Here is a 13,618-nt window from a genome sequence, read left to right on the forward strand (position 1 = left end):
GGCACCGCGGCCGTACTGTTGGTTCGAGCAGTTCGGACCCACGGACGAGAACGAAGGCGGAAGACACGGCCATGGTGGAGATCAAGACCCCCGAGCAGATCGCGAAGATGCGCGAGGCGGGGCTGGTGGTCGCCGCCATCCACGCGGCGACCCGGAAGGCCGCGGTGCCGGGCGCCACGACCAAGGACCTGGACGACGTGGCGCGCAAGGTGCTGGCCGAGCACGGCGCGAAGTCCAACTTCCTCGGGTACGGCGGGTTCCCCGCGACGATCTGCACCTCGGTGAACGACGTCGTGGTGCACGGCATCCCCGACGCCGAGACGGTCCTGGCCGACGGGGACATCATCTCCATCGACTGCGGTGCGATCATCGACGGCTGGCACGGCGACGCGGCGTACACCGCGTTCGTCGGGTCCGGTCACTCCGCGGAGCTGGCCGAGCTCAGCCGGGTCACCGAGGAGTCCATGTGGGCCGGTATCGCGGCCGTCACCAAGGGCAACCGCCTGGTCGACATCTCCAAGGCGATCGAGGGCTACATCCGGCGGCAGCCGCGCCCGTCGAGCGGTAAGTACGGCATCGTCGAGGACTACGGCGGCCACGGCATCGGCTCGCAGATGCACATGGACCCGCATCTGCTGAACTACGTCGACCGCAAGCGCGGCCGCGGCCCGAAGCTGGTGCCCGGCTTCTGCATCGCGATCGAGCCGATGGTCAATCTCGGCACCGCGAAGACCCACGTCCTGGACGACGACTGGACGGTCAAGACCAATGACGGCAGCTGGTCCTCGCACTGGGAGCACTCGGTCGCGCTGACCGAGCAGGGCCCGCTGGTGCTGACCGCGGTCGACGGCGGCAAGGCGAAGCTCGCCGAGTACGGCATCGTGGCCGCGCCGGACCCGCTGGCGTAGCGGAGCCCGGCCCCGGGCCGCCCGGCGGTCGAATCATCGAGCCGATTTCGGCATTCCTCCGGTGCACGGCAAGACGGGGGGAATGCCACGGCGATTCCACGGCACCGATGCCCGGCCCGGACGGCTGACCAGCCTCCGGGCCGGTGTGCGTCCGGTGATGATCTGCCGGCGGTGGCCGCGCGGCCCGGTGTGCGCCATGGGGGTCAAGGGCGCTCAGGGTCTCAATTTCATCTTTCTGGGGGCGTGACGTAGACTGACGCGTCGGCTCCGGTGCATTCGTGTGCCTGCGTACTGTAGGGAACACGCCGTACGGAGTCGATCAAGGTAGCCGATTCGAAAGGCGAAGCGTGGCCAAGAAGCAAGGTGCCATCGAGATCGAGGGCACCGTGATCGAGTCTCTGCCGAACGCTATGTTCCGTGTAGAGCTCCAGAACGGTCACAAGGTCCTCGCGCACATCAGCGGCAAGATGCGGATGCACTACATCCGTATTCTCCCGGATGACCGGGTCGTGGTGGAGCTCTCTCCGTACGACCTGACGCGTGGCCGGATCGTCTACCGCTACAAGTAGATCTTGTCGGCGCCCCGCTCCCGTGGGGTGACGGCACTGACCCGGAGAACCTCACATCCCATGAAGGTCAAGCCGAGCGTCAAGAAGATCTGCGACAAGTGCAAGGTGATCCGCCGCCACGGCCGGGTCATGGTCATCTGCGACAACCTGCGCCACAAGCAGCGCCAGGGCTGACGCACGCCGACCACCTGCATTTCGCAGTTTTCGCGCGACGCAAGCACAATACGTACATACGCAGTCACCCGACCCCCGCATCGCTTGCGTGGGACGACACCCCCGGCTCGGAGGCCGGGGACCCGGCTCGTAATTCTTCAGAGTCTTACGGGAACGGTGCTGCGGAAGACCTCCGAATAGCCATCAGGAGCCACATCAATGGCACGCCTCGCAGGCGTTGATCTCCCGCGCGAAAAGCGTGTGGAGGTCGCCCTCACCTACGTCTTCGGTATCGGGCGGACGCTGTCGCAGCAGACCCTCGCCGCCACCGGCGTGAACCCGAACACCCGGGTCCGCGACCTGGCCGAGGAAGACCTCGTCAAGATCCGCGAGTACGTCGACAACAACCTCAAGACCGAGGGTGACCTCCGTCGCGAGATCCAGGCCGACATCCGCCGCAAGGTCGAGATCGGCTGCTACCAGGGTCTGCGTCACCGTCGCGGTCTGCCGGTGCACGGTCAGCGCACCAGCACGAACGCCCGTACCCGCAAGGGTCCGCGTCGCGCGATCGCCGGCAAGAAGAAGCCGGGCAAGAAGTAGTCCTCAGCAGGACGCACTGTGTGCTCTGGGGGACACCCCCCAAGCCCCCCAAGCGGTCTTCGCTGTAGGACCGACCACCTCCACGGGAGAATTTCATGCCTCCGAAGGGCCGTACGGCCGGCGCCAAGAAGGTGCGCCGCAAGGAGAAGAAGAACGTCGCCCACGGGCACGCTCACATCAAGAGCACGTTCAACAACACGATCGTCTCGATCACCGACCCGACCGGGAACGTGATCTCTTGGGCCTCTGCCGGCCACGTCGGCTTCAAGGGCTCGCGCAAGTCCACCCCCTTCGCCGCGCAGATGGCCGCCGAGTCGGCCGCCCGCCGCGCGCAGGAGCACGGCATGCGCAAGGTTGACGTCTTCGTCAAGGGCCCGGGTTCGGGTCGCGAGACCGCCATCCGTTCGCTTCAGGCGACCGGTCTTGAGGTCGGCTCGATCCAGGACGTCACCCCCACCCCGCACAACGGATGCCGCCCGCCCAAGCGTCGCCGCGTCTGACCATCTGAAGTAGGAGACAAGACAATATGGCGCGTTACACCGGGGCCGACTGCAAGCGTTGCCGTCGGGAGAAGCAGAAGCTGTTCCTCAAGGGCAGCAAGTGTGAAAGCGCAAAGTGCCCGATCGAGATTCGTCCTTACCCCCCGGGTGAGCACGGACGCGGGCGCACCAAGGACAGCGAGTACCTGCTCCAGCTTCGTGAGAAGCAGAAGTGCAGCCGTATCTACGGTGTCCTTGAGAAGCAGTTCGTGAACTACTACAAGGAAGCGAACCAGAAGACCGGCAAGACCGGTGAGAACCTTCTGCGCATCCTTGAGACCCGTCTCGACAACGTGATCTACCGGGCCGGCTTCGCCAAGTCCCGCGACCACGCCCGTCAGCTGGTCCGTCACGGACACGTCAACGTCAACGGCCGCAAGACCGACATCCCGTCGGCGCGCGTGTCCGTGAACGACATCATCGAGGTCCGCGAGAAGTCCCGGAACCTGACCCCCTTCGAGGTGGCCAAGGCCGAGGCCGGCGAGAAGACCGTTCCGGCCTGGCTGGAGGCGATCCCCTCGCAGCTGCGGATCCTCGTGCACAGCCTGCCCGAGCGCCAGGTGATCGACACCCAGGTGCAGGAGCAGCTGATCGTTGAGCTCTACTCCAAGTAAGAGCTGAGCGGAATGGTCTGGGCGGTACGGAGCCATCGGCGTCGTACCGCCCGTACCCTTTGAAGTACAGCGGGCGTCAAATAGCGGGCGTCCACGACTGAAGGAACGAACACCATGCTGATTGCTCAGCGTCCCTCGTTGACCGAAGAGGTCGTCGACGAATACCGCTCCCGGTTCGTGATCGAGCCGCTGGAGCCGGGCTTCGGCTACACCCTCGGCAACTCTCTCCGCCGGACCCTCCTGTCCTCGATCCCGGGTGCGGCGGTCACGTCCATCCGCATCGACGGCGTGCTGCACGAGTTCACCACCGTGCCGGGCGTCAAGGAGGACGTCACCGACCTCATCCTGAACATCAAGCAGCTGGTCGTCTCCTCGGAGCACGACGAGCCGGTCGTGATGTACCTGCGCAAGCAGGGCCCCGGCCTGGTGACCGCCGCCGACATCGCGCCGCCGGCCGGTGTCGAGGTGCACAACCCGGACCTGGTCCTCGCCACGCTCAACGGCAAGGGCAAGCTGGAGATGGAGCTGACCGTCGAGCGCGGTCGCGGCTACGTCTCCGCCGTCCAGAACAAGCAGGTGGGCCAGGAGATCGGCCGTATTCCGGTCGACTCCATCTACTCGCCGGTGCTCAAGGTCACCTACAAGGTCGAGGCGACCCGTGTCGAGCAGCGCACCGACTTCGACAAGCTGATCGTCGACGTCGAGACCAAGCAGGCCATGCGTCCGCGTGACGCCATGGCGTCGGCCGGTAAGACCCTGGTCGAGCTGTTCGGTCTGGCCCGCGAGCTCAACATCGACGCCGAGGGCATCGACATGGGCCCGTCCCCGACGGACGCCGCCCTTGCCGCCGACCTGGCGCTGCCGATCGAGGAGCTCGAGCTCACCGTTCGCTCGTACAACTGCCTCAAGCGTGAGGGCATCCACTCCGTGGGTGAGCTCGTGGCGCGCTCCGAGGCCGACCTGCTCGACATCCGCAACTTCGGTGCGAAGTCGATCGACGAGGTCAAGGCGAAGCTGGCCGGTATGGGCCTGGCGCTCAAGGACAGCCCGCCCGGATTCGACCCGACCGCCGCGGCCGACGCCTTCGGTGCCGACGACGACGCGGATGCCGGGTTCGTCGAGACCGAGCAGTACTAAGAGCTCGGGCCCGACGGTCTGATTGTGGCTGCGGGCCGGCTCCGGCCGGTCGCGCAGTTCCCCGCGCCCCTTTCGGGGCGCTGGTTGTTGCCGGTGAGCGACCGCTCATCGGGTCCTGACCCCGGTACCTAGTACGGCCGGGGCAGATACCAAGGAGAAACACCATGCCGAAGCCCTCCAAGGGTGCCCGTATGGGCGGCAGCGCGTCGCACGAGAAGGCGATGCTGCGCAACCTGGCGACCAGCCTCTTCGAGCACGGCCGCATCACGACGACCGAGGCCAAGGCCCGTCGTCTGCGTCCGTACGCCGAGCGTCTGGTGACCAAGGCGAAGAAGGGCGACCTTCACAACCGCCGTCAGGTCATGCAGCTGATCTCGGACAAGAGCGTCGTCCACACGCTCTTCGTGGAGATCGCGCCGCGGTTCGCGGAGCGTCCGGGTGGCTACACCCGCATCACCAAGATCGGCAACCGTCGTGGCGACAACGCCCCGATGGCGGTCATCGAGCTGGTCGAGGGCGAGATCGCCAAGAAGGCCACCGTTGCCGAGGCCGAGGCCGCGACCAAGCGCGCGGTGAAGGAGTCCGAGGCTGCCGCCGAGGCTCCGGCCGAGGACGAGGCCAAGGACGCCTGAGGCACTGCCTGGCTGTGAGCGGGCCCGTCCCTTCGGGGGCGGGCCCGCTTCGCATTGCCGTGGCTGCGAGAGGATTGCTTGCGTGAGTGACGAAGTGGAGCCCGGTTACGTCCGGGTGCGGTTGGACCTGTCGTACGACGGCACGGAATTCTCCGGCTGGGCCAAGCAGGCCGCAGGGCAGCGGACCGTCCAGGCGGAGATCGAGGACGCGCTGCGCACGGTGACGCGGTCCGGGGAGACGACGTACGAGCTCACGGTCGCGGGGCGGACCGATGCCGGGGTGCATGCGCGGGGGCAGGTGGCGCATGTGGACCTGCCGGAGGGCCTGTGGGCCGAGCACCGGGAGAAGCTGCTGCGGCGGCTGGCCGGGCGGCTGCCGAAGGACGTCCGGGTGTGGCGGCTCACGGAGGCGCCGTACGGCTTCAATGCGCGGTTCTCGGCGATCTGGCGGCGGTACGCGTACCGGGTGACCGATCACCACGGGGGCGTCGACCCGCTGCTGCGGGGCCATGTGCTGTGGCACGACTGGGAGTTGGACGTCGAGGCGATGAATGCCGCCTCGCGGCCGCTGCTGGGGGAGCACGACTTCGCGGCGTACTGCAAGCGGCGGGAAGGCGCCACGACGATCCGTACGCTGCAGGAGCTGAGCTGGGTGCGGGGGGCGGACGGGATCATCACCGCGACCGTCAAGGCCGATGCGTTCTGCCACAACATGGTGCGGTCGCTGGTCGGGGCGATGCTGTTCGTCGGCGACGGGCACCGGCCGGTGGAGTGGCCCGGGAAGGTGCTGGCGGCGGGCGTGCGGGACTCCGCGGTGCATGTGGTGCGGCCGCACGGGCTGACGCTGGAGGAGGTCGGCTATCCGGCGGACGAGCTGCTCATGGCGCGGAACAAGGAGGCGCGGAACAAGCGGTCGCTGCCGGCCGGGGGCGGCTGCTGCTGAGGGCCGGGCGGTGGCGCCGTTGGGGGGCGGCGCCACTGTGAGCCGTCAGGACTGCTGCTGCTCGGCCTTGCGGCGGGCCTCCTCGGCCTGCTTCTCCGCGGCCTTCTGGGCCTGGTCCTTGCCGCGCTGGGTGATCCGCGCGAAGGCGTAGGAGGCGCCGTCCCGGCCGATCGCCTGGGCCTTGGTCTCGGAGGTGGTCGTCGCCTTGCCGTTGTTGTAGCCGGCGATGGTGAAGTACGCGTAGCGGCCGGTGGCGTTGGCCGTCGTACGGCACCGGGTGCCCTGGCAGAAGGCGGACGGGACGCCGCCGCCGGCGAGCGGGGTGATGTTGCCGCCCTTCCACTGGTTCATGACCTTGGTGGCCTGGGCCGGGGAGGTGAAGACCGCGACGCCGACCGTGGCCGAGACGCCGCCCTTGGAGTAGGTGGCGCGCAGCAGCTTGGTGCAGCCGTTGTGGGACAGCAGGGAGCCGAGCGGGCCCTGGCTGGCGGAGGTGCAGTCGCCGGTGGTGGCGGTGTTCGTCCGCGGGTAGGTGTGCTCGCCGATGACCATGCTCTTGTCGGGGAAGAGCGTGGCGGGGGTGAGCGGCGCCCTGTCCTTCTTGGGGTCGGAGATGTAGTCGCGCGGGTTCGGCGGCGGTGGCACCGTGTAGTCGGGGAAGGACGGCTTGTCGTCCGGTGTGACCTCGCCGGATGCCGTGGGCCGGGCGGTGGGATTGCCGTTCGGCGAGTCGCCGCCGCTGCTGATGACGGCGACGGTGACGATGCCGGCCACCGCGAGCGCGGCGAGCGCGCCGCCGCCGATCAGCATCCAGCGTTTACGACGGGACGCCGCCTCGCTCTCTTCGGCGAGTGCGCCCCAGTCCGGAGTGCCATTTCCCCCGGGGCCGTCGAACGGCCCCCCTTGCCCAAAGCTCATGCCGCGCATCCTAACGACCCGTGGGACACGGGAAGGCGGCACTTCGGTGGCCCTTTTGTAAAGCGATCTTCGGGGCGGTCTTCGGGGCGGTTTCCGGCACGGTTGCCGGTCGGCAGGGGGCCGGCGGGGAAACCGTTTGGCGGAATCCGCCGCAGGCCCTGACAATCCAGCCCATGGGACATCTGGAAGCAGGGCACCTGGAGTACTACCTGCCGGACGGGAGGGCCCTGCTGGGGGATGTCTCCTTCCGGGTGGGGGAGGGGGCCTCCGTCGCGCTGGTGGGGGCCAACGGCGCCGGGAAGACGACACTGCTGCGGCTGATCGCGGGGGAGCTGCAGCCGCACGGCGGGGCGGTGACGGTCAGCGGCGGCCTGGGCGTGATGCCGCAGTTCGTGGGGTCCGTACGGGACGACCGTACGGTGCGTGACCTGCTGGTTTCCGTGGCACAGCCGCGGATCCGGGAGGCCGCGGCGGCGGTCGACGCCGCCGAGCTGGCGCTCATGACCACGGACGACGAGGCCGCGCAGATGGCCTATGCGCAGGCGCTCAGCGACTGGGCGGAGGCGCGCGGCTACGAGGCCGAGACCGTCTGGGACATGTGCACGATGGCGGCGCTGGGGGTCCCGTACGAGAAGGCCCAGTGGCGCCAGGTGCGCACCCTGTCCGGCGGCGAGCAGAAGCGCCTGGTCCTGGAGTCGCTGCTGCGGGGCACGGACGAGGTGCTGCTGCTGGACGAGCCGGACAACTATCTGGACGTGCCGGGGAAGCGGTGGCTGGAGGAGCAGCTGCGCCAGACCCGTAAGACGGTGCTGTTCGTCTCGCACGACCGGGAGCTGCTGGCCTCCGCCGCGGAGAAGATCATCAGCGTCGAGCCGGGTCCGGCGGGCTCGGACGTCTGGGTGCACGGCGGCGGCTTCGCCACCTACCACGAAGCCCGCAAGGAACGCTTCGCCCGCTTCGAGGAGCTGCGGCGGCGCTGGGACGAGAAGCACGCCCAGCTCAAGAAGCTGGTGGTGTCGCTGCGGCAGGCGGCCTCGGTCAGTCATGAGATGGCCTCGCGGTACGCCGCCGCGCAGACCCGGCTGCGGAAGTTCGAGGAGGCCGGGCCGCCGCCGGAGCCGCCGCGGGAGCAGGAGATCACCATGCGGCTGCGCGGCGGGCGGACCGGCGTACGGGCGGTGACCTGCGAGAACCTGGAGCTCACCGGCCTGATGAAGCCCTTCTCCCTGGAGATCTTCTACGGCGAGCGGGTGGCCGTACTGGGCTCCAACGGCTCCGGGAAGTCGCATTTCCTGCGGCTGCTGGCGGGGGATTCCGACAATCCAGTGGCGCACCAGGGCACCTGGAAACTGGGCGCCCGCGTCGTCCCGGGCCACTTCGCCCAGACCCATGCGCACCCAGAGCTCCTGGGCCGCACCCTGCTGGACATCCTCTGGACCGAGCACGCCAAGGACAAGGGCCAGGCCATGTCCGCACTGCGCCGCTACGAACTGGAGAAACAGGCCGAGCAGCGCTTCGACCGCCTCTCGGGCGGCCAGCAGGCCCGCTTCCAGATCCTTCTCCTGGAGCTCTCCGGCACGACGGCGCTGCTGCTGGACGAGCCGACCGACAACCTGGATCTGGAGTCGGCGGAGGCGTTGCAGGAGGGGCTCGAGGCGTATGAGGGGACGGTGGTGGCGGTGACGCATGACCGCTGGTTTGCCAGGGCGTTCGACCGGTTCCTGGTGTTCGGGTCGGACGGGCTGGTGCGGGAGTCGGCGGAGCCGGTGTGGGACGAGCGGAGGGTGGAGCGCAAGCGGTAGCGGACGCGCGGTCGTACGCTGGTTCGGGACGCGTTTTGACCCGTGTGGGGTCGCGTCGGTATCCTGCTGGTTCGTTATGCGTATTGGCTTGCTCTATCTCACGTGAGGGGCCCTTACGCCGGACACCGGGCCGATGGCCGGCGGCGGACGATCGGGTTGCGTCACCCGTAGTGCCGCCTTGCCGTGTGATCAGCTCAGGTGACCAGTACAGGACCCATCACTTAAGAAGCGAAGGCTAAGACGTGCGTACGTTCAGCCCCAAGCCCGGCGATGTTCAGCGCCAGTGGCACATCATTGACGCGCAGGACGTAGTCCTGGGCCGTCTGGCCAGCCAGGCCGCCTCTCTCCTGCGGGGCAAGCACAAGCCGGTTTACGCCCCTCACGTTGACACCGGTGACTTCGTCATCATCATCAACGCCGACAAGGTGCACCTCTCCGGCAACAAGCGCACCCAGAAGCTGGCCTACCGCCACTCCGGTTTCCCGGGCGGTCTGCGCTCGGTGCGCTACGACGAGCTCCTCGACAAGAACCCCGAGAAGGCCGTCGAGAAGGCCGTCAAGGGCATGCTCCCCAAGAACACCCTGGGCCGTCAGATGCTCTCGAAGCTGAAGGTCTACTCGGGCGACCAGCACCCGCACGCTGCCCAGCAGCCGGTGCCGTTCGAGATCACCCAGGTCGCGCAGTAAGTCCGGCCACCCCCTAAGACGAAGAGAATCTGAGGAGCATCGTGGCTGAGACCACCGCCGAGACCCCGCTCGAAGAGGCCGAGGTCGAGCAGTACACCAGCGAGACCGAGGCGCCGCTCGAGGGCGAGTACACCTCCGAGTCGCTCGCGTCCCGCTTCGGCGACCCGCAGCCGGCCGCCGGCCTGGGCCGTCGCAAGAACGCCATCGCCCGCGTCCGGATCGTTCCGGGCACCGGCCAGTGGAAGATCAACGGCCGCACCCTCGAGGGCTACTTCCCCAACAAGGTGCACCAGCAGGAAGTCAACGAGCCCTTCAAGGTGCTCGAGCTCGACAACCGCTACGACGTCATCGCCCGCATCGCCGGCGGCGGCATCTCCGGCCAGGCCGGTGCGCTGCGCCTGGGCGTCGCCCGTGCGCTGAACGAGGCGGACGTCGACAACAACCGCGGCCCGCTGAAGAAGGCCGGGTTCCTCAAGCGTGACGACCGTGCGGTCGAGCGCAAGAAGGCCGGTCTCAAGAAGGCCCGCAAGGCGCCGCAGTACAGCAAGCGCTAATCGCGCCCGCTGCATCCTGCAGCTCTTGTCGAACGCCCCGGTGGCACTCCCGTGCGCCGGGGCGTTCGGCTATCCGGGACCGGATGCGTAGACGCGAGGCCTATCCCTGAGGCCAGGGGCGTATACCTGGATGCAAAGCCCTGGTCCAAGCTCAGACACTCGGAGGACACCAGTGGGACGACTCTTCGGCACGGACGGTGTGCGCGGCGTCGCCAATGCGGACCTGACGGCGGAGCTCGCGCTCGGTCTCTCGGTCGCCGCGGCGCATGTGCTCGCGGAGGCCGGGACTTTCGAGGGGCACCGGCCGGTGGCCGTGGTCGGACGCGACCCCCGTGCGTCGGGGGAGTTCCTGGAGGCCGCCGTCGTCGCGGGCCTGGCCAGCGCGGGTGTGGACGTCCTGCGGGTGGGTGTGCTGCCGACCCCGGCGGTGGCGTATCTGACCGGCGCGCTCGGCGCGGACCTCGGCGTGATGCTCTCCGCCAGCCACAACCCGATGCCCGACAACGGCATCAAGTTCTTCGCCCGCGGCGGCCACAAGCTCGCCGACGAGCTGGAGGACCGGATCGAGCAGACCTACCGGGCCCACAGCAGCGGCGAGCCGTGGGAGCGGCCGACCGGTGACGGCGTGGGCCGGGTCACCGTCTACGACGAGGGCTTCGACAACTACGTCGCGCATCTGGTCGGCGTCCTGCCCAACCGCCTCGACGGGCTGAAGATCGTCATCGACGGTGCGCACGGCGCGGCGGCCCGGGTCTCGCCCGAGGCCTTCGCACGGGCCGGCGCCGAGGTCATCACCATCGGCACCGAGCCCGACGGTCTGAACATCAACGACGGCTGCGGCTCCACGCACCTCGACAAGCTCCGGGCCGCCGTCGTCGAGCACGGCGCCGACCTGGGTGTGGCGCACGACGGCGACGCGGACCGCTGCCTGGCCGTGGACCACGAGGGCAACGAGGTGGACGGCGACCAGATCCTGGCCGTCCTCGCGCTGGGCATGCGCGAGGCGGGGGCGCTGCGCAAGAACACCGTGGTCGCCACCGTCATGTCCAACCTGGGCTTCAAGCTGGCCATGGAGCGCGAGGGCATCGAGTTCGTCCAGACGGCGGTCGGTGACCGTTACGTCCTGGAGGAGATGAAGGCCCACGGCTTCGCGCTGGGCGGCGAGCAGTCCGGGCACGTCATCGTGCTGGACCACGCGACGACCGGCGACGGCACGCTGACCGGCCTGATGCTGGCGGCCCGGGTCGCCGCCACCGGCCGCCCGCTCGTCGACCTGGCCGGCGTCATGGAGCGGCTGCCGCAGATCCTCATCAACGTCCGCGACGTCGACAAGTCACGCGTCGCCACCTCCGCCGAGCTGACCGCCGCGGTCACCGAGGCGGAGCGCGACCTGGGCGCCACCGGCCGGGTGCTCCTCCGCCCGTCGGGCACCGAGCCGCTCGTCCGGGTGATGGTCGAGGCCGCGGACATCGAGCAGGCGCGGGCGATCGCCGGGCGTCTCGCCGATGTGGTCAAGTCGGCGCTGGGATAGCGGCGTTCGCCGGCCCCGCTAGCGCCGAGGGCGCTGTGCGGGGCCGCTGTCGTGCCAGGCCCACAGGACCTTCTGGAGGGCGAGAGTGACGGTGCCCGCGATCACGATGCCGGCCAGGTTCAGCAGGAGCTGACCGGTCGAGCCCCAGGTCTGGGAGTAGTCGCCGTAGCTGAAGGCGACGGCGGCGTTGGCGGCCGCCGGGACGGTCGTCACGGAGATGGCCACACCCACCAGGGCGCCCGACTTCGCCGAGGTCAGCGAGAGGGTGCCGGCGATACCGGCCAGGAAGGCCACCACAAAGGACATCAGGTCCGGCTGCCAGATGAAGGACGTGTTGGGGCGGGAGCCTTGGACCTTGTGCTGCGTGAACAGCCCCACCGCGTCCATGAAGAAGCTGAAGCCGACGGTCAGCACCATGGCGACGGCGAAGCCGACCACCAGCGCGGTCATCGAGCGCCAGGCCAGCCGGGGCGCACGCTGCACCAGGGCCGTGCACAGCCCGGCCAGCGGGCCGAACTCCGGTCCCACCGCCATCGCCCCCACGATCAGGATGGCGTTGTCCAGCACCACACCGCAGGCCGCGATCAGCGTCGCGAGGGCCAGGAACGCCAGGTAGGTGACCGAGAGTGTGGACTCCTCATGGGTCTCGTCGGTCAGCGACTCCCACAGGACCGCGTCGGCGCCCTCACCGGGCGCCTGCTCCTCCGCGAGGTCGGCGCGCGCCGACAGCGACAGATCGATGTCCTCCACGGCGATCGACCCGTGCTGGTCCAGGCCCATCGCCCGCAGCCGGGCCAGCACCCCGTCCCCGGCCTCCCGGGCGACGTCGCACAGCACCACATCGCCCTGCGGATCCCGGGCGGCGCCGGTCAGTACCGCCAGATGGGCCGTGCCGACCGTCGCGTCGAGCAGCTGCAGGACCTCGTCCGTGCGATCCGCGGGAACCATCAGTCGCAGATGCAGCATCGGTTGCGCACTCCTGGAGTCGGGCTAGAGCTTGCGCAGCGACAGCCGCTGCACCTTGTGGTCGGGGCCCTTGCGCAGCACCAGGTTGGCGCGGCCGCGGGTCGGAGCGACATTCTGCAGGAGGTTGGGCTTGTTGATGGTCCGCCACATCATCCGGCAGTAGTCCAGCGCCTCCTCCTCCGGCACCTGGGTGTACTTGCGGAAGTACGAGAACGGGTTCTGGAACGCCGTCTCCCGCAGCTTGCGGAAACGCCCCAGATACCACTGCTCGATGTCCTCCGCCCGCGCGTCCACGTACACCGAGAAGTCGAAGAAGTCGGCGAGGCCGAGGCGGGTGCGGCCGTCCTTGCCCGGGAGGGCGGGCTGCAACACGTTCAGCCCCTCGACGATGAGGATGTCGGGGCGGTGCACGGTCAGCCGCTCGCCGGGGACGATGTCGTAGATGAGGTGGGAGTAGACGGGCGCGGTGACCTCCGCCCGGCCCGACTTCACATCCGCCACGAAGCGGGTCAGCGCCCGGCGGTCGTACGACTCCGGGAAGCCTTTGCGGGACATCAGCCCGCGCCGGTGCAGCTCGGCGTTGGGGAAGAGGAACCCGTCCGTGGTCACCAGCTCGACCCGCGGATGCTCCGGCCAGCGGGCCAGTAGGGCCTGCAGCAGCCTCGCGGTGGTGGACTTGCCGACCGCGACGCTCCCCGCCACCCCTATGACGAACGGCGTGCCGGGCTGGGCGCCCTGACCCCCGCCCGCATCCCCCAGGAAGGTGTTCAGTGCGCCCCGCAGATTGCTCGTCGCGCCGACGTAGAGATTCAGCAGCCGGGAGAGCGGGAGGTAGACATCGCGCACCTCGTCCAGGTCGATGACATCGCCCAGGCCGCGCAGCCGTTCGACCTCATCGGCCGTCAGGGGCAGCGGGGTCTTCTCCCGCAGGGCACTCCACTGAGCGCGCGTCAGATCGACGTACGGGGAACTGTCGCGGCGTCGCTGCTGCGGATCCGTCGTGAGGGGCACGTGCCCATTGTGCGCAGGCCTGCACGGCGGGTCCGCTCGGGGGGCCGGTTGGGGG

The 13,618-nt window shown here is 69.0% G+C and carries 16 protein-coding genes; 13 read left to right on the forward strand and 3 right to left on the reverse strand.

Annotated elements, in window-relative coordinates:
• Positions 1 to 71 precede the first annotated feature (71 nt).
• From map to truA, 9 genes are all read left to right on the forward strand, one after another.
• Positions 72 to 908, forward strand: coding sequence for a type I methionyl aminopeptidase (map, locus tag ADL29_RS20660; RefSeq protein WP_046927455.1), 837 nt, complete (start codon positions 72 to 74; stop codon positions 906 to 908).
• A 347-nt stretch (positions 909 to 1,255) separates the two neighbouring features.
• Positions 1,256 to 1,477: a translation initiation factor IF-1 gene (infA, locus tag ADL29_RS20665; protein WP_014047798.1), complete on the forward strand. Its 222-nt coding sequence runs from the start codon at positions 1,256 to 1,258 to the stop codon at positions 1,475 to 1,477.
• A 60-nt stretch (positions 1,478 to 1,537) separates the two neighbouring features.
• A complete protein-coding gene (rpmJ, locus tag ADL29_RS20670) occupies positions 1,538 to 1,651 on the forward strand; it encodes a 50S ribosomal protein L36 (RefSeq protein WP_003956441.1) in 114 nt (37 codons plus the stop codon).
• 198 nt (positions 1,652 to 1,849) lie between these two features.
• Positions 1,850 to 2,230 (forward strand): 30S ribosomal protein S13, encoded by a 381-nt coding sequence (rpsM, locus tag ADL29_RS20675; RefSeq protein ID WP_018090888.1) that lies wholly within the window; start codon positions 1,850 to 1,852, stop codon positions 2,228 to 2,230.
• A 95-nt stretch (positions 2,231 to 2,325) separates the two neighbouring features.
• The gene (gene rpsK / locus ADL29_RS20680; RefSeq protein ID WP_004571845.1) at positions 2,326 to 2,730 is read left to right on the forward strand and encodes a 30S ribosomal protein S11; all 405 of its coding nucleotides are present in this window, start codon (positions 2,326 to 2,328) and stop codon (positions 2,728 to 2,730) included.
• Positions 2,731 to 2,756: 26 nt separating this feature from the next.
• Positions 2,757 to 3,383, forward strand: a complete 627-nt coding sequence (gene rpsD, locus ADL29_RS20685; RefSeq protein ID WP_046927456.1) for a 30S ribosomal protein S4 — start codon at positions 2,757 to 2,759, stop codon at positions 3,381 to 3,383.
• A gap of 114 nt (positions 3,384 to 3,497) precedes the next feature.
• Positions 3,498 to 4,520 carry a DNA-directed RNA polymerase subunit alpha gene (locus tag ADL29_RS20690; RefSeq protein WP_003956430.1) on the forward strand — a complete coding sequence of 341 codons (1,023 nt, stop codon included), beginning with the start codon at positions 3,498 to 3,500 and terminating at the stop codon, positions 4,518 to 4,520.
• Between the two features lie 164 nt (positions 4,521 to 4,684).
• The gene (gene rplQ, locus ADL29_RS20695) at positions 4,685 to 5,152 is read left to right on the forward strand and encodes a 50S ribosomal protein L17 (protein ID WP_046927457.1); all 468 of its coding nucleotides are present in this window, start codon (positions 4,685 to 4,687) and stop codon (positions 5,150 to 5,152) included.
• Between the two features lie 82 nt (positions 5,153 to 5,234).
• Positions 5,235 to 6,095 (forward strand): tRNA pseudouridine(38-40) synthase TruA, encoded by an 861-nt coding sequence (gene truA / locus ADL29_RS20700; protein ID WP_053925093.1) that lies wholly within the window; start codon positions 5,235 to 5,237, stop codon positions 6,093 to 6,095.
• Positions 6,096 to 6,140: 45 nt separating this feature from the next.
• Here the strand turns inward: truA and ADL29_RS20705 are convergent, their stop codons facing one another.
• Positions 6,141 to 7,013 (reverse strand): hypothetical protein, encoded by an 873-nt coding sequence (locus ADL29_RS20705; protein ID WP_053925094.1) that lies wholly within the window; start codon positions 7,011 to 7,013, stop codon positions 6,141 to 6,143.
• Between the two features lie 173 nt (positions 7,014 to 7,186).
• Between ADL29_RS20705 and ADL29_RS20710 the strand changes: the two genes are divergently transcribed.
• The 4 genes from ADL29_RS20710 to glmM all read left to right on the forward strand — a co-directional run bounded on the left by ADL29_RS20710 (position 7,187) and on the right by glmM (position 11,586).
• A complete protein-coding gene (locus ADL29_RS20710) occupies positions 7,187 to 8,815 on the forward strand; it encodes an ABC-F family ATP-binding cassette domain-containing protein (RefSeq protein ID WP_053925095.1) in 1,629 nt (542 codons plus the stop codon).
• Between the two features lie 242 nt (positions 8,816 to 9,057).
• The gene (rplM, locus tag ADL29_RS20715; protein ID WP_046927461.1) at positions 9,058 to 9,501 is read left to right on the forward strand and encodes a 50S ribosomal protein L13; all 444 of its coding nucleotides are present in this window, start codon (positions 9,058 to 9,060) and stop codon (positions 9,499 to 9,501) included.
• Between the two features lie 41 nt (positions 9,502 to 9,542).
• Complete coding sequence (rpsI, locus tag ADL29_RS20720) at positions 9,543 to 10,055, forward strand: 30S ribosomal protein S9 (protein ID WP_053925096.1); 513 nt, start codon at positions 9,543 to 9,545, stop codon at positions 10,053 to 10,055.
• Between the two features lie 172 nt (positions 10,056 to 10,227).
• A complete protein-coding gene (glmM, locus tag ADL29_RS20725) occupies positions 10,228 to 11,586 on the forward strand; it encodes a phosphoglucosamine mutase (RefSeq protein WP_053925097.1) in 1,359 nt (452 codons plus the stop codon).
• An 18-nt stretch (positions 11,587 to 11,604) separates the two neighbouring features.
• Here glmM and ADL29_RS20730 read toward each other — a convergent pair whose 3' ends face one another.
• Positions 11,605 to 12,552, reverse strand: coding sequence for a DUF389 domain-containing protein (locus ADL29_RS20730; RefSeq protein WP_053925098.1), 948 nt, complete (start codon positions 12,550 to 12,552; stop codon positions 11,605 to 11,607).
• Positions 12,553 to 12,576: 24 nt separating this feature from the next.
• Positions 12,577 to 13,563, reverse strand: a complete 987-nt coding sequence (coaA, locus tag ADL29_RS20735) for a type I pantothenate kinase (protein WP_046927464.1) — start codon at positions 13,561 to 13,563, stop codon at positions 12,577 to 12,579.
• Positions 13,564 to 13,618: the final 55 nt, after the last annotated feature.

Origin of the sequence: Streptomyces chattanoogensis, from assembly GCF_001294335.1 — a bacterium.
GTDB classification, from domain to species: Bacteria; Actinomycetota; Actinomycetes; order Streptomycetales; family Streptomycetaceae; genus Streptomyces; species Streptomyces chattanoogensis.

Bases quoted from the DNA above. Each gene is read 5' to 3' on its own strand.
- rpsK (WP_004571845.1), top strand. From the start codon at position 2,326: ATGCCTCCGAAGGGCCGTACGGCCGGCGCCAAGAAGGTGCGCCGCAAG.
- map (WP_046927455.1), top strand. From the start codon at position 72: ATGGTGGAGATCAAGACCCCCGAGCAGATCGCGAAGATGCGCGAGGCG.
- ADL29_RS20730 (WP_053925098.1), bottom strand. From the start codon at position 12,552: ATGCTGCATCTGCGACTGATGGTTCCCGCGGATCGCACGGACGAGGTC.
- rplQ (WP_046927457.1), top strand. From the start codon at position 4,685: ATGCCGAAGCCCTCCAAGGGTGCCCGTATGGGCGGCAGCGCGTCGCAC.
- ADL29_RS20710 (WP_053925095.1), top strand. From the start codon at position 7,187: ATGGGACATCTGGAAGCAGGGCACCTGGAGTACTACCTGCCGGACGGG.
- rpmJ (WP_003956441.1), top strand. From the start codon at position 1,538: ATGAAGGTCAAGCCGAGCGTCAAGAAGATCTGCGACAAGTGCAAGGTG.
- ADL29_RS20705 (WP_053925094.1), bottom strand. From the start codon at position 7,013: ATGAGCTTTGGGCAAGGGGGGCCGTTCGACGGCCCCGGGGGAAATGGC.
- ADL29_RS20690 (WP_003956430.1), top strand. From the start codon at position 3,498: ATGCTGATTGCTCAGCGTCCCTCGTTGACCGAAGAGGTCGTCGACGAA.
- rpsM (WP_018090888.1), top strand. From the start codon at position 1,850: ATGGCACGCCTCGCAGGCGTTGATCTCCCGCGCGAAAAGCGTGTGGAG.
- rpsD (WP_046927456.1), top strand. From the start codon at position 2,757: ATGGCGCGTTACACCGGGGCCGACTGCAAGCGTTGCCGTCGGGAGAAG.